Source organism: Prauserella marina (genome assembly GCF_002240355.1).
In the GTDB taxonomy this organism is placed as follows: domain Bacteria; phylum Actinomycetota; class Actinomycetes; order Mycobacteriales; family Pseudonocardiaceae; genus Prauserella_A; species Prauserella_A marina.
This window is the reverse complement of record NZ_CP016353.1, coordinates 343,528-362,959: the sequence shown is the minus strand read 5'-3', so window position 1 is coordinate 362,959 and position 19,432 is coordinate 343,528. Positions and strand designations below refer to the sequence as shown.

19 protein-coding genes are annotated in these 19,432 nt (G+C 65.8%); 10 read left to right on the top strand and 9 right to left on the bottom strand.

Annotated elements, in window-relative coordinates; genetic code table 11:
* Window positions 1–23: 23 nt before the first annotated feature.
* On the top strand, window positions 24–956 hold the full coding sequence (locus BAY61_RS01460; protein ID WP_091802466.1) for a mechanosensitive ion channel family protein: 933 nt from the start codon (window positions 24–26) through the stop codon (window positions 954–956).
* A 5-nt stretch (window positions 957–961) separates the two neighbouring features.
* On the opposite strand, the gene BAY61_RS01455 is transcribed toward BAY61_RS01460, so the two are convergent.
* The gene (locus BAY61_RS01455; RefSeq protein ID WP_091801523.1) at window positions 962–1,237 is read right to left on the bottom strand and encodes a DUF2277 domain-containing protein; all 276 of its coding nucleotides are present in this window, start codon (window positions 1,235–1,237) and stop codon (window positions 962–964) included.
* A 79-nt stretch (window positions 1,238–1,316) separates the two neighbouring features.
* A complete protein-coding gene (locus BAY61_RS01450; RefSeq protein WP_091801520.1) occupies window positions 1,317–2,285 on the bottom strand; it encodes a helix-turn-helix transcriptional regulator in 969 nt (322 codons plus the stop codon).
* Window positions 2,286–2,346: 61 nt separating this feature from the next.
* Here BAY61_RS01450 and BAY61_RS01445 point away from each other — a divergent pair, with 61 nt between their 5' ends.
* The 5 genes from BAY61_RS01445 to BAY61_RS01425 all read left to right on the top strand — a co-directional run bounded on the left by BAY61_RS01445 (window position 2,347) and on the right by BAY61_RS01425 (window position 8,153).
* Window positions 2,347–4,581, top strand: coding sequence for an ATP-binding cassette domain-containing protein (locus tag BAY61_RS01445; protein WP_091801517.1), 2,235 nt, complete (start codon window positions 2,347–2,349; stop codon window positions 4,579–4,581).
* Between the two features lie 324 nt (window positions 4,582–4,905).
* Window positions 4,906–5,904, top strand: coding sequence for a DUF418 domain-containing protein (locus BAY61_RS01440; protein ID WP_170140121.1), 999 nt, complete (start codon window positions 4,906–4,908; stop codon window positions 5,902–5,904).
* Window positions 5,838–7,172 (top strand): sensor histidine kinase, encoded by a 1,335-nt coding sequence (locus tag BAY61_RS01435; protein WP_170140120.1) that lies wholly within the window; start codon window positions 5,838–5,840, stop codon window positions 7,170–7,172. Before BAY61_RS01440 ends, BAY61_RS01435 begins: the two co-directional genes overlap by 67 nt.
* Window positions 7,169–7,831 carry a response regulator gene (locus BAY61_RS01430; RefSeq protein WP_091801512.1) on the top strand — a complete coding sequence of 221 codons (663 nt, stop codon included), beginning with the start codon at window positions 7,169–7,171 and terminating at the stop codon, window positions 7,829–7,831. The genes BAY61_RS01435 and BAY61_RS01430 overlap by 4 nt, the downstream gene beginning before the upstream one ends.
* A 106-nt stretch (window positions 7,832–7,937) precedes the next feature.
* Entirely contained in the window at window positions 7,938–8,153 is a 216-nt protein-coding gene (locus tag BAY61_RS01425) for a hypothetical protein (RefSeq protein ID WP_091801509.1), read from the top strand.
* Window positions 8,154–8,259: 106 nt separating this feature from the next.
* Here the strand turns inward: BAY61_RS01425 and BAY61_RS33425 are convergent, their stop codons facing one another.
* The 4 genes from BAY61_RS33425 to BAY61_RS32715 form a co-directional block, all read right to left on the bottom strand.
* The gene (locus BAY61_RS33425; RefSeq protein ID WP_245865670.1) at window positions 8,260–8,403 is read right to left on the bottom strand and encodes a hypothetical protein; all 144 of its coding nucleotides are present in this window, start codon (window positions 8,401–8,403) and stop codon (window positions 8,260–8,262) included.
* Window positions 8,404–8,521: 118 nt separating this feature from the next.
* Window positions 8,522–8,848 (bottom strand): DUF6247 family protein, encoded by a 327-nt coding sequence (locus BAY61_RS01415; protein ID WP_091801507.1) that lies wholly within the window; start codon window positions 8,846–8,848, stop codon window positions 8,522–8,524.
* Between the two features lie 538 nt (window positions 8,849–9,386).
* Window positions 9,387–10,430 carry a helix-turn-helix domain-containing protein gene (locus BAY61_RS01405; protein ID WP_091801503.1) on the bottom strand — a complete coding sequence of 348 codons (1,044 nt, stop codon included), beginning with the start codon at window positions 10,428–10,430 and terminating at the stop codon, window positions 9,387–9,389.
* Entirely contained in the window at window positions 10,427–11,053 is a 627-nt protein-coding gene (locus BAY61_RS32715) for a hypothetical protein (RefSeq protein ID WP_143021357.1), read from the bottom strand. The genes BAY61_RS01405 and BAY61_RS32715 overlap by 4 nt, the downstream gene beginning before the upstream one ends.
* Before the next feature lie 402 nt (window positions 11,054–11,455).
* On the opposite strand from BAY61_RS32715, the gene BAY61_RS33420 reads away from it, so the two are divergent.
* The 4 genes from BAY61_RS33420 (at window position 11,456) to BAY61_RS01380 (ending at window position 16,895) form a co-directional block, all read left to right on the top strand.
* Window positions 11,456–11,584: a hypothetical protein gene (locus BAY61_RS33420; RefSeq protein WP_338061458.1), complete on the top strand. Its 129-nt coding sequence runs from the start codon at window positions 11,456–11,458 to the stop codon at window positions 11,582–11,584.
* A 2,928-nt stretch (window positions 11,585–14,512) separates the two neighbouring features.
* Window positions 14,513–15,145 (top strand): hypothetical protein, encoded by a 633-nt coding sequence (locus tag BAY61_RS01390; RefSeq protein WP_245865668.1) that lies wholly within the window; start codon window positions 14,513–14,515, stop codon window positions 15,143–15,145.
* Between the two features lie 134 nt (window positions 15,146–15,279).
* Entirely contained in the window at window positions 15,280–15,885 is a 606-nt protein-coding gene (locus BAY61_RS32710) for a hypothetical protein (protein WP_143021356.1), read from the top strand.
* Between the two features lie 302 nt (window positions 15,886–16,187).
* Complete coding sequence (locus BAY61_RS01380) at window positions 16,188–16,895, top strand: DUF5710 domain-containing protein (protein WP_091801490.1); 708 nt, start codon at window positions 16,188–16,190, stop codon at window positions 16,893–16,895.
* A gap of 191 nt (window positions 16,896–17,086) precedes the next feature.
* On the opposite strand, the gene BAY61_RS01375 is transcribed toward BAY61_RS01380, so the two are convergent.
* Genes BAY61_RS01375 through BAY61_RS01365 form a run of 3 tightly spaced genes read right to left on the bottom strand, consistent with a single transcriptional unit; the run spans window position 17,087 to window position 19,322 of the window.
* Window positions 17,087–18,664 carry a DNA cytosine methyltransferase gene (locus tag BAY61_RS01375; protein WP_245865665.1) on the bottom strand — a complete coding sequence of 526 codons (1,578 nt, stop codon included), beginning with the start codon at window positions 18,662–18,664 and terminating at the stop codon, window positions 17,087–17,089.
* Window positions 18,664–19,110 (bottom strand): hypothetical protein, encoded by a 447-nt coding sequence (locus BAY61_RS01370; RefSeq protein ID WP_185769994.1) that lies wholly within the window; start codon window positions 19,108–19,110, stop codon window positions 18,664–18,666. The genes BAY61_RS01375 and BAY61_RS01370 overlap by 1 nt, the downstream gene beginning before the upstream one ends.
* A complete protein-coding gene (locus tag BAY61_RS01365) occupies window positions 19,107–19,322 on the bottom strand; it encodes a hypothetical protein (RefSeq protein ID WP_091801482.1) in 216 nt (71 codons plus the stop codon). Before BAY61_RS01365 ends, BAY61_RS01370 begins: the two co-directional genes overlap by 4 nt.
* Window positions 19,323–19,432: the final 110 nt, after the last annotated feature.

Here is a 19,432-nt window from a genome sequence, read left to right as displayed (position 1 = left end):
TGGAAGGAGGGCCAGCAGTGTCGATGATCATGGCGAACCCCGTCGGCGACTGGTTCAGTGAAAATTCGAGCGGACTGATCTCCGGCACGCTCAACATCGCCATCATCATCGTGGTGGCACTCGTGCTCCGTGCCGTCGTCGGCAGGGTCATCGACCAACTCGCCAGGCGCATGGTCAAGTCGAGGGAACGGCTGACCAAGTCCAAAGTAGCCAGCAGGATCGTCAAGCAGGCCGGCCCCGACGCGGTCAGCCGCACCGAACGTCAGCGGCAGCGCGCGGAAACCATCGCCTCGGTACTCAAGAGCATCTCGACCTTTCTCATTCTCGGCATCGCGTTCGTCACCGTGCTCAGCCAGGTCGGAATCAACATCGGCCCGATCATCGCGAGCGCGGGCGTCGTCGGCCTCGCCATCGGCTTCGGAGCGCAAAGCCTCGTGCAGGACTTCCTTGCCGGAATGTTCATGATGATGGAGGACCAGTACGGGGTCGGCGATGTCGTCGACGTCGGCGACGCGGTCGGCACCGTGGAGGCGGTCACCCTGCGCATCACGAAGATCCGCGATCTCGACGGCGGGCTCTGGCACGTTCGCAACGGCGAGATCATGCGGGTCTGCAACATGAACCAGGACTGGGCCAACGCCGTCATCGAGCTTCCACTCGACTACTCGGTCGACGTCGATCACGCTCAGGACATCATCCAGCGCAGCATCGACGAATTCGCCCAGGAACAGCGCAACGCCGCGAAGATACTCGAACAGCCGAGCATCGCGGGCGTCGTCGGCATCGGCAACGGAGCGGTCACCGTGCGCATCATGGTGACAACCCAGCCCGGCGAGCAGTGGGCGCTGGGCAGGGCGTTGCGCGCGCATCTCAAAGGCAGCCTCGACCAGGCGGGCATCCGGGTCGCGCACCCGGTACTTCCCACGGAGGGCGCGGGCGCGGCCAGGCAGGGCTGAGGGTCCTACCGCTGTTGTTTGGCCGCGATCCTGGCTTGGACCTCGGGCCTGCGCAGCGGCGGCACGGTCGTCGGCGGCTGGCGCCGCGCGGGCAACTCGCCGAGCAGCCTCGTCGAGATGGCCGTGATCTCGGCGACCGCCGTCTCGAACGGCTCACGCGTGGCGTCTGAAACGCTCTGGACACCGCTGATCTTGCGCACGTACTGCCGCGCGGCGGCCTCGATCTCCTCCGACGTGGCGGAGGGCTCCAGTCCGCGAAGGATGGTGATGTTTCGGCACATGCCGTCGAGGCTACGCAGACTCACCTCCCTGCCGCACGCCCTGAACCGTCATGAAGATCCACTGTGGACCGGCTCGCGGTCACTGTTCGCGATCCTCCGTGGCGGCGAGTAATCGGTCGGCGAAGTATCGGCACGCGCTCGCGAAGACAGCTCCCGACTCGATCCGGAAGTCCGCGTCGAGGAAAGCGAGGTGCAGGACGAGCCACTGCCACGTATCCACGGCGACGACGACTCTCGTGCGCTCCTCGTCGACGGCCTGGATCTCGGCGTCCTGGAACTTCACCGCATCGGCTACCTCGGCGACCGGGGCTTCCACGACGAGCACGACGCGCTGCTTGCCCCTGTTGAGCCCCTGCCGCAGGTATTCCGTCGCCGAATCGGCAGGAAGCGGGCGCGCGGTGAAGGTGGCGCCGGTGCGGGCGAGCCCGGTGAGCCGGTCGAGCCGGAACACCCGCCAATCGTCGCGATCGACGTCCCAGCCGAACAGGTACCACCGCAGCAGGTGATGCACCTGCCGATACGGTTCGACCCTCCGCGCCGTCGACTCACCTGCCGCGTTCGTGTAGCCGAACGTCACGGTGTCTCTCCTGGCGATGGCCTCGGCGACAACGCCGAGCTGTTTCGCCGTCACGCTGGGCGCTGGTTGCGGACTCGCTTCGAGGCTGGCGCGGATCGAGGAAACGCGCGGGCGCAGCCGGGCAGGAAGGAACTGGTCCAGCTTGCCGTACGCCCGGGTCGCGGCATCGTCGATGCCACCGTCCTCCGCCGCTCCGACCGCGGCGAGCGACGCGAGCGCGAGCAGGGTGGCGACGGCCTCGTCGTCGTCGAGCACGAGCGGCGGCATCGTCCTCCCCGCGGCGAGCCGGTAGAAGCCGCCAGGCCCCGGCTGGGTCTCGACGGGATAGCCGTAGCCACGCAGCCGGTCGATGTCGCGGCGGAGCGTTCGCGGGCTGACGCTCAACCGCCTCGTCAGTTCGTCTCCGCTGAACGACCGGCCGGTCTGCAAGGTCGACAGCAGCGCCAGCATGCGTTCGGTGACGTCGGCCATCGCCTCATCCTCGCACCAATCGCGGCCAATATCCGGCCACATCTCGCCATAGCCTGCGGATATGACGAACCCAGCCATCGCCCTGCGCGGAGCGCGCACGAACAACCTCGCCGGTGTCGACATCGACATCCCTCGCAATCAGTTGATCGTCTTCGTCGGCGTCTCCGGTTCGGGCAAGTCGTCGCTCGTGTTCGACACGATCGCCGCCGAGGCGGGCTACCAGCTCAACGAGACGTTCCCGCCGTTCGCGAGGAACCGGCTGCCGAAGTGGGCCCGCCCTGACGTCGAGCACATCGCGGGGCTGACTCCGGTCGTCGTCATCGACCAGCGCAGGATCGGCGGCAACTCCCGGTCGACCGTCGGCACGGTCACCGATGCCTTCACCTACCTGCGGCTGCTGTTCTCCCGGATCGGCGAACCGTTCGTCGGGGAGTCGACCCACTTCTCGTTCAACGAACCGGCGGGGATGTGCCCGAGCTGCTCGGGGCTCGGCGAGGTGGTGGTGAGCGCGGTCGACCGCTTCCTCGACGTCGACAAATCGCTCGCGGAAGGCGCGATCCTGCTTCCCGGCTTCGGCAACGGTGGCTACTGGTACGCGCAGTACGCCGACATCGGCACCTTCGACGTCGACACCCCGCTGCGGGAGTGGAGCGCCGCCGAGCGCGAGGCCCTGCTGTACGGAGGTGAGGTCGCGGCCAAGCTGGGCAACAAGCCGCCGAAGGGCTACGAAGGCGTCGCGGAGCGCTTCGAGCGAATCTACCTGCACACCTCCGACAACCTTTCCGAGCGCAAACAGGACACCATCCGTCGCTTCACCAGAGCGGCGACCTGCGAGGAATGCGAGGGCGACCGGCTCAACAAGGCGGCGCGAATGGCGACGGTGCTCGGCCACACCATCGGCGAGCTGACACGCATGGAGATCACCGAACTGCTCGACGTCGTCGGTGGGATCACCGACGCCCGCGTCGCCCCCGTCGTCGCGGCGCTCACCGCCCGGCTGGAGGCGATGATCACGATCGGGCTCGGCTACCTCAGCCTCGCGCGGTCGACGCCCACGCTGTCCGGCGGGGAGTCGCAGCGGATCAAGACGGTGAAGCACCTCGGCTCCAGCCTCACCGAAATGACCTATGTCGTGGACGAACCGACCGTCGGGCTGCACCCCACCGATGTCGATTCGATGATCACGTTGCTGGAGCGGCTGCGCGACAGTGGCAACCACGTCCTCGTCGTCGAGCACGATCCAGCCGTCATGGCGCACGCGGACCAGATCGTCGAGATCGGGCCATCGGCGGGGTCGGCCGGCGGGCAGCTCGTTTTTCAGGGGCCGTTCAGCGAGCTGGCCGGATCCGGTACGCCGACAGGGAACGCACTGGCGAGGCGACCGCGGACCAAGCAGACTCCGCGCGGCGCGAACGGGCACCTCACCGTCGCCAATGCCAACCGCAACAACCTGAGGAACGTCACCGTGCGGTTGCCGAAGGGAGTGCTGACCGTGCTGACCGGTGTCGCCGGTTCCGGAAAGTCCAGCCTTGCCAACGAGTTGGTCGCCCAGCACGACGCGACCGTCATCGACCAGAAACCGGTCAGCACGAACCGCCGCTCGACTCCCATCACCTACACCGGCATCGCACCGGCGATCCGCAAGCTGTTCGCCAGGCACAACAACGTCGCGGCGAGTCTCTTCAGCGCCAACTCGGCAGGAGCGTGCCCCGATTGCAAGGGGCTCGGCGTCATCCACACCGATCTCGCGTTCATGGACGGTCAGGAAACCGTCTGCGACACCTGTGACGGCAAGCGATTCACGCGAGAAGTCCTCGCATACACCGTCAGCGGATTGTCCATTGCCGACGTCGACGATCTGACCATCGACAGCGCCATCGAACGGCTCCCCGACAGGGAAATCGCCGGAGCGCTGCGCAAGCTCGCCGAGGTCGGTCTTGGATATTTGCGGCTGGGGCAATCGCTGAGCACGTTGTCGGGAGGCGAATGCCAGCGCGTCAAGATCGCCAGGGAACTCGGGCGGAAGCGGCAGGCGACCACGTACGTGCTCGACGAGCCGACGACCGGACTGCACATGACCGACATCGACACGCTGCTGCACGTCTTGGATCGCCTCGTGGAGCAGGGCGACACGGTGGTGGTCATCGAGCACAACCTGGAGGTCGTCAGGCAGGCCGATTGGCTGGTCGACCTGGGCCCCGGCCCGGGAAGGCACGGTGGGGCGGTGCTTTTCGAAGGCCGTGTCGCCGACTACGCGGGTCAGCGAACCCCCACCTGCCAAGCGCTGGAGGCATGACGGGGCCGAAGCGCAGCGCGATACCCGGAGCCCGACGCAAAGCATCTCACCAGATGCACAAATACTCCGTGCATCTTGACGGATGCACCAGCAACTGAGGGTTCGGCAGAGGTGGTCTACGCGGGCATCAAGTCGCCGACGACAAGGCCACCTCCCCAGGAAGCGGGGAGGGCACGAAGGCAAAGTGACTGTAGGGCTGGTTCAACAGAGCGTCTGTGCCACTCACGGCCTCGGCGGCCGGCCGGGCACCTCCTCCCCTGGTACCGGTCCGATCCGGGCACTCAGGGGGAGGTGGTGGGCGCCTCCGGCGACGACGATGCCGGTATGACGGCATCGACGACCGCGACGGGCGCGGCTCCGACTACCCGGCGCATCTCGGCCCTGGACGCTCTCCGCGGCTTCGCCCTGTGCGGAATCATCTTCATCAACATCCCGCAGACGATGGAGATGATGAACGACCTCGGCCGTGCCCCGGACGGGGTGCGGCTGTTCGTCCTCGGTCGCTTCTACCCCATCTTCTACCTGTTGTTCGGGCTCGGCTTCGGGCTCTTCCTGCGTTCGGCGACGCGCCGCACGGACCGTCCGCGGGTGCCGATGGCACGCAGGCTCGCGGCGCTCAGCGTGCTGGGTGTGCTGCACCACCTGCTGCAACCGGGCGAGGTGCTGCTGCCGTTCGCGATCACCGGGCTGCTCGTGTTGCTGCCGCTGAGCTACGCACCCGCCCGCGTGAACCTGTGGGTCGGCGCGGTGCTGACGGTCGCGGGGGTCCTCGCCGGGGTCGGCGGCTTCGGCATCCTGCCCGGGCTGTTCGTTCTGGGCTTCGCGCTCGCGCAGGCCGGTCTCGTCGAGGCGCTCGAACGGCTCACCACGGCGTTGGCGGCCGCGGTGGCGGTCTTCGCGGTAGTCGCGATCACTTCCTACCTGCTGGTGGTCGCCGAGACTGGCGGTGAGCTGGCCGGGCGGTGGCTCGGGCTCGTCTTCTCGATGTCGATGGCCGGGGCGTACGCGGCGGCGTTCCTGGTGCTGCTGCGCGGCCCCGCGGGCCCGGTGTTGCAGGCGGTATTCGCGCCGATGGGCAGGATGGCGCTGACGAACTACCTCTCCGCGACCGCGCTGTTCGTGGTTTTCGGCGCGGTGCTGGGCTTGCGCGGCTCGGACGACTGGGGCACCGCGGCCCTGCTCGGCACCGCGATCCTCGTGGTGCAGGCAGTCTGGAGCCCATTGTGGCTGCGGCGGTTCAGCTATGGTCCGTTGGAGTGGCTGTGGCGCACGGTCACGTACTGGCGGCGCATCCCGATCCACCGGGAGGCAGGGGCGGCATGACTTGGTGGCGGTGGTTCGCGGCGCGGCTCGGCGGGCGCACGCCCGTCGGCCGTGACACCGTCGCCGCGGTCGTGCTGGCGATGCTCGGCCTCACGCGCATTCCCCTCGCGCTGTGGTTGGGCGACGGTCACCTGCCCTCGCCGGCCTGGGTGGTCGCCGGGGCCACCGCCGCGTCCACACTGGACTTCGCGGCGATCGCGCTGCGCCGCAGGACACCTCGGGCGGCGCTCGCGCTGGCGGTGCTCGTCGTGGTGGGCGCGACCGGGCTGCCAGCCGCGTACACCTTCACCGGGGTGAGTGTGCTCGTCTGCGCGTACACGGTTGCCACGCTGTTCCCGCGCAGGACCGCGGTGGTGGTGCTGGCCGTGGCCGCGGCCGCGCACGCGGCCGGCGGGGTCGTTGCGACCGCGCTCGGCGGGCGAACCCACCTCGTGGCGACGTTCTGGGGAAACCAGGACGGCTCGCCGCTCGACCTCACACTCGCCTCGCTCGCGAGTCTCGCCATCCCGGGTCTCATCGGCCTTTACGTCCGCACGACCCGCGCCTATGCCGCCGAGCTGGCGGCGCGGGTGACGCGGCTGGAGGGCGAGCGTGAGCTGCGGGCTGCGGCGGCTGCCGCCGAGGAGCGGACCCGCATCGCGCGGGAGCTGCACGATGTCGCGGCGCATGACCTGTCCGCGATCGTGGTGCAGGCGGGCGCCGCGGACCGCCTGGTCGACCGGGACCCGGAACAGGCGCGGCACGCCCTGAGCTCGATCCGCGCGCAGGGCCGCCGTACGCTGACCGCCATGCGGGAGCTGGTGGGGATCATGCGCGAGCCCCAGGAACTCCCTGGCTCTCCCGACTGTCCCGACAGCGACGTGGCACCGCCGCAGCCCACGCTGTCCGGAGTGGACACGCTCGTGGCCAAGGCGCGCGACACCGGGATGGCGGTCGCCCTGCACACCACCGGCACCCGGGCCTGCCTGTCCCCCGCCGCGGACGTCGCCGCGTACCGCTTGGTGCAGGAAGCGCTCACCAACGCACGCGAGCACGCGCCCGGCGCGGAGGTGGTGGTGACCGTCGAGCACCGCGCCGCAGAGGTGCATCTGACCGTCCACAACGGACCCCCTGCCGCGCCGGGGAACGGTGACAGCGGCGGATACGGCATCGTCGGCATGCGCGAGCGCCTCCGCCACTGCGGCGGTGAGCTGTCCGCGGGCCCGGCCACCGGGGGTGGGTGGCGGATCTCCGCGCGGCTGCCCGCGGCCCGCGAGGAGCGTGCGTGATCCGCGTGGTGGTCGCCGACGACCAAGCGGTGGTGCGGGCGGGTTTCCGCACCATCCTGGAGTCGGAGGGCGACATCGAGGTGGTGGGTGAGGCCGCGAACGGCGATGACGCGGTGACCGTGGCCCGCGCGCGCGTACCGGACGTGGTACTGATGGACGTGCGGATGCCGGGCTCGGACGGCATCTCCGCGACACGGCGACTGGCGGGTGCGCACGTGCCGGATCCGTTGCCGGTGCTGGTGATCACGACATTCGACCTGGACGACTACGTCTTCGCGGCCCTGCGCGCGGGCGCGAGCGGATTCCTCTTGAAAGATACCGAACCGGACGACCTGGTAACGGCGGTCCGCGTCATCGCGAGCGGCGACGGACTGGTCGCGCCGACTGTCACGAGAAGGCTGATCGCCGAGTTCGCGAAGGTGTCGGCCACACCACCCCCGGGTCCCGACCCGCTGCGGAACCTCACCGACCGCGAACGTGAGATCTTCCTGCTGGTCGCGAAGGGCCTGTCGAACAACGAGATCGCGGACGGGCTGGTGCTGAGCGCGTCGACGGTAAAGACGCATGTCGGCAACGTGCTGATGAAACTGGACTGCCGCGATCGCGTACAGGCGGTGGTCCTGGCCTACGAGACCGGCGCGGTCCACCCCGGCCGGTAGTCTCCCCGCTCTCCTCCAGGCTCGTCTGGCAGAACGCGGCGACCGTCAGGAGCCCTGACGCCGCCCAGGACCACCGAGATCAGGTCGTGCACCGTACGCTGACGGCATGAGCGCTGACCGCGACGAACTCATGCGCCTGGTGCGGGAACTGCCCGACGAACAGATCCCCCAAGCGCTATCGGACATGCGCAAACACCTCCACCCCGTCGACGCGCACCCCTGGCCACCCGCCTTCTTCGCAAGCGCCCCCGGCGACGGCATCAGCATCGCCGAACGAGCCGACGACCTACTACGCGAAGGATTACGACGGCACGATTGCTAGTGTCTTCTATGGACGGTCAACATGTACCCGCACCTGCGATGTTCGCGAAGTGAATGACGACCATTGACCGTGGCGGAATGTCGTCTTTGCTGTTGATTGGTGTCGATCAGCCGAACCAGGTCACGTTCAGCACGTCGACCCGATCTTGGTCTTCGAGGACGAGGTACGTAATCAACCCGCGCTCGTCGGCGAAGTCGAGTTGCCGCATCCAGCCGTCCGGGTCCGCCTCGTTGTAGGGCGTCCGTTCCACGGAGTCAGTTCGAGGACGCCCATCGCGTCGGCCAGTGAGGGGAGCGCGTCGACAGGAATGGCGCGGATCTGGTCACGGACCTGCGGGTCCGTCACGATGCGATAAGCCACGGAAGGGGTCAAACGCCCAGCTCGGTCCGCAACTGCTGCCAGTCGGTCCCATTCTCGGGTGGCTGCCCGGTTCGCCGCGTGCGCGCAGCCTGCTGGAGCATCCTGCGGTGCGCGGCAGGGTCGGCCTGCGTCATCCGCGCAATGCGTCGCCAGTTGGCCAGTGTCGACTGAAGCGCCTCCAGGCTCAACGTCTCCGACGCGTTCCGCAACGCCTGCTGACACGCCGTGTCGAACGCTGCGACCTCCTCGGGCAACAGCGCAGCCCGGATGGCCAGAGGTGAGTCGAAGCGTTCCCGCCCCGGCTGCGGGCCGCCATGAGCAGCGGCAGCAGTCATGCACACACGATAACCCATGGTCCACGTGACGATGCCCTGTTGAACAGGCGTCCCTTGACCTTATTCGGGGACCGCATGACCAGGCGGAAGCCGCCACGCAACGTACGTGACCTCCCGGAAGTCCTGGCAGCCATGTTCGCCGTCTACGACCAACACGAGGATGCCTGGATCGACCGACGATGCCGCCTGACCATCGACGGCCTCCTACGCCTGCATTCCTCCGGACGGCCGTACCAACACCAAGAGCTCGACACTGCCGCCCGGATGCTGATCACCACTGCGGGGGAACTCTTCCGCGTCTCACAAGACCGCGCGAACCAGACAGAGCGCGGCGACCGCCCAGAATCCTAACCTTCTGATGTCACTTTCATGACCACCAACACTTGGCGGTGTCGATCAACATGCCAGGTCAACTGGGACATTCGGGGCATGGCGTCTATGTCGCTTGCCGTCTTTCCGCATCGGTTACAGCTGTTTCGTGGCAAATCAATCGACGACTGCGGCTCCCGTGCTTCTCCGTACGGTCTCGGTACACGCTCTACACGGCGCGGAGCCTGTGACTCGGCGGGCTGAAGGGATGATTCGCGGTCTCCGCAGAGAACCCAGCCAGGCGGGCGACGTCTGATGCGCTATATCCCTTACCCGCCAGAGCCTGCCCGATCGCGCTCACAAGCTGGGGTACCTCGGGGGCAAGTTCCTCGCTCAGTGGTTCTTTGATACGCCAGCCTTTCGCACTGAACGACTTGTACAGGTTGGTCCTTTGCGTGGCCTTGATCGTCCGAAGTTGGTACGACCGCTCCACCAGCGCCTGCATGGACACGCCCCACTCCCGTTTCAGATCGTGGAGCCGACCAGTTGTCACGGTACGCAGCTGCGGTCTAATCAGATCCGCTGGTGTCAAGAACTCAGCAGCAAAGTTGTTGGCCTCTGCTTCCATGTCCTGCGAGACGTCCACTGAATGCAGGACCAGGTGGCCGAGCTCGTGCGCCAGAGTCAAGCGCTTACGGTCTGTAGGAGAACGCCGGTTGATCAGGATCACGGGGTAGTCGTCAACCCACTGGGACAAACCATCAACTCGTGCCGTTCCAAAGTCCTCTTCGATGACCACACAAGCCGCTGCTTCAATCCAACGAGTCAAGTTGCGCACAGGACCGAGCGGCATACGCCATTGCATACGAACCATCCGCGCCGCCGCCTCGGGCGACACCTCGAAAGGATCAAGTCTTGGCACTGACTGCTCGGCCAGGACGGCAACATCCTCGTACACAAGCCGTGCATGCATCCGGTACATATTGAGCTTGGCTTCGAGCTGCCGCCATACAGTGGGCTTGGCGGTCTGGCGGCGACGCATGTGGGCCTCCAAAGCCATACCCCCACGCACCTGGCCCGCCGACTTCAGAAAAGCTGCGGTCACACCGAGCGGTTCAGCCAACCGTTCAAGTATCTCGTCGTCGGGCTCACGCAGGTCGTTCTCGTAGCGAGAGAGCGCGGCCTGAGTAACCTGAGCTTTCTCTGCGAGCTGTTCCTGCGTGAGTCCACGTGCGCGACGCGCTGTTACCAGCACCTCGCCGAACTCGATCATGCTGATCCTGCTCCTGAATTCTGTTCCTCGTCGCCCTCGCCAACCTGAATTTCGGGTGCCTGTGGCTGCGTAGGCGGCAGTGGTGTACCGACAGGTGGGGCGATTCCACCGCTCTGAGATGGCGGCAGCTCGATCTGCCATATGATTTTTTCGCGATCAGCGCGAAGCGACAGCAGACCGGCACCGACGTTCCGCGTCTCACGATCCCAGGCATACCCGACGAGCAACCGAACTTCTTCGAATCCCTCGAACGTGGGCTCTTCGGGCCGTTGAAGCATGAAAGCCAACGCTGTTTGTGTCGGGTAAGTCTGAACCATGCCAGCCTCGTCGTGCCGCTTTGCCCGCAAACGATAGCGGTGCCCTACGGTCAGTTCTCGCGTTACCCCGCCATCTGTGACGTGCACTTCGGGCAGAGGATCGAGCGCCACGATCAAGTGTTGCCACAGTCGGTCATGCAACCAGTTCGCCAGTCCACGCTCGCTGTGCTGAGATACCCAGTCTGGCCGGATACCTCGGTACTCTGCCAGGTCAGCGCGTGTGTGGTCGACGGCGTAAGAAAAGCCCTCCATCACCTTGTCACCGAGGTCTTCTCGGACTTCATCCTCACTGGGTAACGATTTCATGCCGGGAAATATACCGGCTTCAGGTTCGCCTGGACACCCCAGACCACTGCTGTCCACTTAGTGGTCATCCCGTCGCCTGATTGCGTCTCGATCACGCCGTGTCGGGGCCGCGACCTGTGCTCGCCAACCGTCGGCCGAATGTGCCAGGCTCGCGGTCCTGGCGCGGTGTGATAGCCATCAGTCAGGCGACGGATGACCACCAAGCGCCCACCCTGCCCACCGCACCGCGGCTACGTTCCCCGGCCATCCCGGAGCCTGGCCGTCCGGCGAGGACATGTTCTTTTCTCTTGTTCAGCGCTCCCTGCTGTCCTCGCCGCAGGCGCCCGCCTTGAACAAGTAAAGAAACTCTGAACACAGTGGCCATCGCGGCCAGTAACGCTGCTCGACGACGCGGGGCTGACCGTGCGGGAGATCGCCGACCAGCTCGGGCACAAGCGGGTGAGCATGACGCAGGACACCTACTTCGGGCGCAAGCAGGCCAGCCCGAAGGTCGCCAAGTTGCTCAGCGTGATCGGAGAAGAAAGTTCATAAAGTGCGGGAAAGGTGTGGAAATGATCTTGCGACCCTCACTCCACACCTTCTCTACCAGCCAATATGCGCGCCCGAAGGGATTCGAACCCCTAACCTTCTGATCCGTAGTGGCAGCGCTTCCCTACTCATACCTGTTCAACTGGGGTTTCTGTGGAATCCTGGGCACCAAACTAGGCATAGTCGGAACCTCCGGTGACTAGTTCGTGCCCAGATTCGTGCCCACGCGTCGCCGCTGGGCTCTGTCGGCCGCACCCGGAGGCGTGGCTTACGCGGTTCATTGAGAGCGTTGGGGAGGCCATACCGCCGGGTCGCTAAGCCTCGCCTCCGTGATCAGATACAGCCGAACCGGTTCGTACTGCGAATCGACGTACGCTCTCACGTCACCACCGGGCTCCAGCCCCATACCAGCGAGTTGAGCCTCCGTCTGCAGAAACGCAGGAGCGCGGCCCGAGCGGTACCGGGGCAGCCCAGTCGGAGTCCATTCGTAGGGGTTTGCCGTCATAACGGTGAGAGTAGAGGCGAGCACCGACAGTCATCTACCGCCGCGCCGGGCCGACTACGACGTCCTTGCGTCTGTTGCTACGGCACGTTATTGGCTAGGACTACGTTGTACCGACGACGGCCGCGAGCGGGCCTCGTTCTCGACCTGGTTGTCGGTGACGTGTGGCATTGTCAAACTCCGCCAGAGCAGTTGCCTCAATTGGAGGTTCGGGTGCTTGACGAGCGTCGGCGCGACGACATCATGTGGCTGGTCAATACATACGACGAGCTGATTGGGAAGCCAGTCTCACCGGCCCGCGACGCGGACCTGGCGACGGTGCAAAAGTGGCTGTGCCGAGTGACCGGCATGAGTACGATCAGCGGGGCTACCGATGCAGCCCGGCGACTCACCCGGCATAACGTGTCGTTCATCGCGCGCGATGCATCTCAGGATCTGTCGAGAGCGCCACTCAAACCCGGTGATCAGAATGCGAAGCCGGCATCAGCTCCAATCGGCAGAAAGGTCGCGCCAGCATTCGACGATAACAAGGCGGCCACGGTTGAGAAGCTCCTGGCAGAGCTGAATTCCCTACGTGGGCGAAGCCCAACGACTAGGGAAAAGGCGAAGACGCAGCAGCTGCGACGGAAGATTCTTGAGCTCACGGGCTTCTCCACCCTCGATGGGGTGCGTCAGGCCTTGCGAACCTTCTTGAAGCGCAGAGACGGCAAGCGGAAGTTCGTCCCCACAAAGACATACGCGCGATACGACGCACCGCGATCACCACGACCACGAGTGACGTTTGTACAGGGAGGCTCACCCGGCTCCGGCCGTCGACGGTAGGCGGGCCAACGGCCGCCCAGCTTGTGGCTGCGCGAGGCTCACCTGCAAACTGCACACCCGCCTTGCAAATGCACCGGTAGACCAGCTACTGACCGGATCTGAACGCCTGGTTTTCGCCCATCATGGGTCCCAGCGGCACGCACGTTGGACACCTCCAGGCGGACCTCAACTCGTGCTTCGAAGACCGCCGCACGCACTGCTTCGGGAGCCCAGTCGGTCGAGTTCCTGTAGCACTTCACTGCGTAGCGCGATAGGCGGGGTATGACGCAGCAGGAGCGCATGGATGAACGGATTGCACGAGAGATCGTCTCCCAGGCATTAGGCGTACCTGTGATGTGTCACGACGACAACTCGCAGGCGGGGATGGTAGACGCGCTCATTCGCTATCCGGACGGGCGGGTGGGCGCGATGGAGATAGTGGCCGATCATGATCGTGCCTTCAACGAGATTTGGGATGCTTTGACGAAGACCGGACACTCACTGTCGGTTGAGGGCTTGTCGCGCGGATGGATTGCAGTTCTCCGACACGAAGCGAACCTTCGTCGCGTGCGAGAGGAGCTTCCCTGCTGGTTCGCCTCGAGCAGGAGGACGTCGCCGACACCTGCAAGACTCGTCCGGGCAAAGCTGCGGCGCTCTGCGAACAGGCCGGTTTCCTCCGAGTGCAGATGGCGTATGTCGCGGACGGTGTGGCTCCGGGCAAAGTTTATCTTCGCGCCGCGGGATGGTCAGGGTTCGCCGGAGCTGTCTCATTAGCCGACTGGGCGCACGGTGTGATGTCTCGACATCAGAGTAAGGCGAGGAAACTGCTTGCTCACAAGGATGCAGCTGAACGCCACATGTTCATCTGGGCGACCGTCGGAAGCGACTTTGCGGTGCACGCCCTGCTGGAGCAACGAGGGAGGGATGCCCTTCTCAAGCAACCAGCTCCGTCTCTTCCGCAGGGTATTGAGCACCTGTGGGTCGCTGGTTCGATGAGTACTCACGGAGCCGTCGTGTGGTCTGTTGAGCGTGGTTGGTGGCGTACGCCATGGGCGTTTCCCGCGAACGCGTGAGCGTTCGGAGACCAGCGCCAAGGGTGCACAGCTCGTCCCCTCAGCGATGCCCTAGCGCTCTTGATATGGCTGACCTAGACGATCACCGCCGAACAGGACTTCCGATGTAGCGCGTTTATGGCGGGCGGACTTGCTGGGTGAGCGCCGCGATCGACCGCACCGGCCGGCCAGGCCTTGAGCAGAAGGGATGAGCTCGCCGACTACGGCTCACTTAACTACTGCTGACCTGCAGGTATGCAAGATCAAACTGTCAAAGATAACTCGCCATTGAGGACTATGACCGAACTTCACCCAGGCACTCGCGCCCGCCAACCGCTCCGACGATCGGGTGAAGATCTCATAGAAAATCGCCGCGAGCTTGTTAGAAGCTGCGGCGATCGTGTAGCTTTGGAAATGGACTGTAAACACAGTCCAGCACCGTACGGCTAACTAGTAACTTGACACTCATGACGTTAGTCGGCCGATCGGGTGGGCGCAAGACCTAATCACCCAACCGAGGCGGTGGAACCCGGTGATCCGGGCCACGCGGTGCTCCACAGAAGAATAGGAGCACGCTTGAGCAGCCCCTCTGTGACGATTGGTGGACTCCAGTGGCTCGACTACGCCCTCGCCGGGCCACGTCGAACCATGGCCATGGTGACCGAGCAGAAGCGCCGGTATCTCGACCCGGACGCCCGCGCCGTGGCGTACTACGCTCCGCTGCTCGCCGGCTTCCGGCGGGCGGTTAGCTCTCCTGACCGTTCCACCGTTCTCGACCGAGTCGTCGCCAAGGCGGCGCAAGGTCGTGAACTCAGCAAGCCAGTCGCCTACCGGAGTGCGTCGGACGGGTTCCTCCGACTTCTCCCCCGCGGTGCTACCGGTGTGCCTGTCGCCCAGGCGGCGTGGCGGGATGGTGACCTGTCGATCGTGCTGCGGCACATGCTCGGACTACGTCTGCGCGACGACACCAAGTTTCTCGTCGCTCCCTACTGTAAGAAACCCGAGCTGTCGCAGGAGGTCGCTGACGTCCTGCTGCACCTCATGGACGCGCTCATTCCGGAAATTCTGCCTGGGGCAACGGCCGTCGTTTACGACACGAGGCATGCGCGTCGATACAAGCTCGGCGCTCGGACCAACCGACGAAGCCTTGACGCTCTGGTCCGATCCATGGCCTCCGGCTACGTCCGGCACTGGCACCTCGCAGCCTAGAACCCCCTCGCGTTTCGAACCACCGGCACAGATGGCGTCTAGCCCGCTGTGCGCTCAGCAAGTCCCGCGAAAGCCCCGGACCGGCCGGAAGTTCGAGCTCCGGCCGGACTACACGAGATTTCGGAGACAAGCTCTTGGTTCACCACGTCAAAACCCACGTGCGCAGCGGTAGCCGTGTCCGCTCCTACACGCGGCGCAACCCCGGAACTGGGAAAACAGGCAACAGTCCCGTGGGTCTTATTGCGCTTGTGATAGCCATCCTCGGTGTCGCCGGGCTAGCCAACCAGCGATCGACCGACAACGTTCAGACCCAGTCAGGAACGTCCTGGACCACTGGCGGGATCGAATACCGCACGATCAAGTCCGAGGTCTCAGTGTCCTGCAACGGCCACGCCTATGGCCAGACATCACGGTTCCTCAGCGAACGTCCTTGCACCAGACTCGCCCGCAGTCTTTTCTACGGCGAAACACAGCAACGAGCCAAGGCCGCCATCTCAGTCTCCTGGACAACCATGCCCACATCGACGACCGCCCACCAGCTCCGTCAGCTAATCGACCGCGATGGAACCGGCAACCTCGACGAGCTCACTGACGGCACAACGTTCACCGGCCTCTATTACGCTTCGAAGGTCGACCACAACACTGTTGTCATCGCTCAAGCTGAGGGCGTCAACGGCGCGCTCAGCCCTAGGGAACTCAAGCACATGGCTGTATCCGCTCTCACCGCGCAACAACCATAGCCAGTGCACCACGTCCGAGTCGATCGCTAAAGCCCCGAGTTGCAGAGGGACGGGCCAGTCATCAGCTGGCCCGTCCCTCATATTCGGTCAGTGTCCGTGCTGGCGGCAAGTTGCCGGCCAGACGACATGACGCCAGCGGCTGCACTCGCGTGTTCAGTGCACCCAGCATCGCAAGCAGCCACCAATTACAACCTGTTAGTGGATTAGTCCATTTAGTTAGCGATGTCCGTTACTCGCATTTTTCGTCGGTGGGTGGCGGCATCTTGGGCTAGGAGCCTGTAACGCCTGAGCCTGGAGGACTGGTGGCGGAGGACCGAATCTGGCTGGACGTTCCCTATCGGGAGAAAGACCCGGCGAAAGCAGCCGGGGCGCGCTGGGATCCGGCGGCGAAGCGCTGGTACGCGCCCAGGCCGGGGATGACGGAGTTGGAGCGGTGGGCGGCTCGCCCGGACGTGCCGCAGCTCCTGCCCGGCGAGGACCGGGGCTTCGGATCAGGGTTGTTCGTAGATTTGGTCCCGAGTTCGTGTTGGTTCACCAACGTTCGGTACTGCATCACCGAGCGGGATTGGGAGCGGGTTCGTCGGATGCTCTTGGGCCGCGCGCAGCAGCGATGTGAGGCGTGTGAGCGAGGCGAAGACCGCGAGATCCGGCGCTGGTTGGAGGCACACGAACGCTGGTCCTTCGATTCAGCCACCCGAACCCAGAAATTGATGCGTCTGATCTGCCTGTGCTCGGACTGCCATCGGACGACTCATTACGGGCTCGCCCAGGTCAAAGGGCAAGAGGCCTCAGCGTTCGAGCATCTCTGCGCGGTGACCGGTATGAGTGTTCCGCAGGCGCGTGAGCACGTCAGTGCCGCGTTCGAGGTGTGGGCGCAGCGATCACGTATGGATTGGTATCTTGACCTGACGATGCTCACGAACGCGGGGATCACGCTGGCCAAGCCGCCGAAGGCAGGCAGTCGAGCAGGCATTGCCGAAAGCGAGCTACGGGCCAGAGCCCGGCGCTGAACAAGGCCGAGCCTGTCTAACCTGACAAAGCGGGACGGGCCAGCTAGTCCCTGGCCCGTCCCGCCCCTTGTTTCGCTAGTGACCACACTTACAGCAGATCCACGTGCCGGTGGCCTTGTCGTAGTGCTTGTAGCAGCCCTCGGCGCACATCGCGGTTCGCCTCCCTTCCGGACGAGTTGCGGCGGTTGGTGTTAGGCGGCGGGGGTGAGTGGTTCTCCGCTGATGGCCTCGACGAGGGCGGAGATGAGGACTTCGGACATGGCGGGTGGGACGGCGTTGCCGTAGCCGCGGACCTGGTCGCGTTTGGAGCCTTTGACCTGGTAGTCGGGGTCGAAGCCCATGCCGGCGGCGATTTCGTGGGTGGCGAGCATGCGGAAGGTGCAGGACTCGACCGGTGGTGTGCCGTTGATCAGCCCGTAGCGATCTCGGGTGGTCAGCGTCCCGGGAGGCTCGGCCACCGGCCGCGCGGGGCCGTTGGAGTAGTAGGCGAGCAGAGCGGCGTTCTCGGCTGCCGGTGGGTGGACCAAGGCGTGGTGGTTGCCCTGTGCGGACACGGTGGGCATGGGGCCGGTGAGCGGATACGCGGCGGTCTTTGAGCCTCCCCCGCGCAGCAGGGACAGAAACGGTGGGATGACGAGGGCGGTTTCGCGGCGGCAGGTCTGGGTGCGCAGCGGCTGCCCTGTGGTGGTGGCGGTGTCGACGCCAGCTCGTTTGGCGACCGGAACGACCAGCGGCGGGACCACGAGACCGTCGGTTTCGCGTGTGGTGCGGGTGGGCAGCGGCTCGTCGAGCGAGGTCGCTGCCTGCCGCCAGGTGCCCCCGGCCGGCGCGAGCAGCGACTGCCGTGCGTGGCGGGTGAGGCCGGCCTCGATACGCGCCAGCGTCGCGGGGGCGAGCGGGTCCGGGCGGCCCTTGGCGTCGACGCGGTCACCGATGCGCTGGCCGGGTGGCAGTGTCCAGTCGATGACGCTCGCGGCGGGCAGCACGTCGGGCTCGACTGCCTGGTGGCGGCAGCTGCGCTGCGGGCAGCGGTAGACGTACTGGCCGTTGCGGGCGCCGTAGACGCCCATGTCGGTGCGCTGCTGTTTGAACACCTGCACCGCGTTCACGGTCTGGTCGCAGGTCGGGCAGTGCGCGCGAGGGCGGAGCCATTTGTCCCAGTCGGGGTCGCGGCCGAGCTCGGCCAGCCAGAACGGCATGAAGAACCGGTTGCGGGACTGGGCGACCCTCCCCGTGACGGGGGCGGTGACGTGCATGGCGTTCAGCGCGACCAGCCGGGTGCGGTAGCCCTCGGCCTCGATTTCGCGACGCCACCGGGTGAACTGGTCCCACTTGCGGACCTGCACCACGTTCTCCACCACCCCGCCCAGCACGGGCCGGCCTTTGCGGCGCATGGCCTGCAGGTAGCGGGGCACCTCTTCCATCAACGCACGTGCTCGAGCGACGTTCGGGTCGGTGGCCACGGGGCCTGTGTTCATGTCGAACAGCACGCCCTGGGTGGAGCGGTCGAAGTCCCGCCGCACGCCGCGGGCGTCGGTCCACGGCGGGCACGACGGCGAGGACCAGAACAGGTCCGCACGAGGGAACTTGGCGATGTCGGCTTTCGCGATGTCCCCGCAGTAGTGATCCGCGCTCGGGAAGTTCATCGCGTGCACGTCCACCGCGAGCGGGTGATGGTTCGCGGCCAGCATCAACTCCACCCCCGGCACCGCGGCCGCGCCCTGGGAACTGCCACCGAATCCGGCGAACTCGTCATAGAGGCTGAACATCACAGCTCACCCCCGTTCTGGGCGAGGTCGTCCAGGAACCGTTCCAGCTGCTCGGCAGCGTGAAGTACGCCTTGGCAGTGGGCGGTCAGCATCGGCCTGCCCTGCTCGTCGTCCGTGGTGGTCAGCGACTCACGCAGCTCGCGGGTGAAGTCGAGCAGCCTTGACGCGGGCACGGTGTACCGCTGGGCTTCAGCATCGATGAGAGGACGGAGGTGGTCACGATCCCATTCCTCGTCGGCGAGCTGCTCACCTTCGTCGGTGGCCGCGTAGCGGTGCCGACCACGCCAGCCGCACTCGCAGTGGGCACGGTAGCCGACGAACTCACGGGTCTCGTACGTCCAGATGGCGGTCTCGGTGCCATCCGGCAGGATCCGCGCCGAGTATCCCTCGTGGTCGTGGTAGCCAACCGCCTCGGCAAACGGTCCGCAGTAGACGGTGCCCATCACGCCTCACCCGCCGTCTCCTCGTCGGTGAACATCGCCATCTGGTTCTCGACCGGGCCCCAGGTGGCGAGTTTCGGGTCGGCCCCTGCGGTGCCGGTGGGTCGGCGGCCCCGCGTCCGTGCTGTCTTGGCCTGCTGTTGCGCTTGCTGCCACTGCTCGACGGTCATTCCGCACGACTCGGCGGCGACTTTGTCGGTGGTCTTGGTGCGAGCCATTCGACGTTCCCTTCGTGGTCGGTCGTTGGGGTTTGCGTGTCCGCGGCCCTTGGGCCTGCGGGCTGCGCCGGTGCTTTTCCGGTGCCTGCCCGCGGGCGAGGGCGACCACG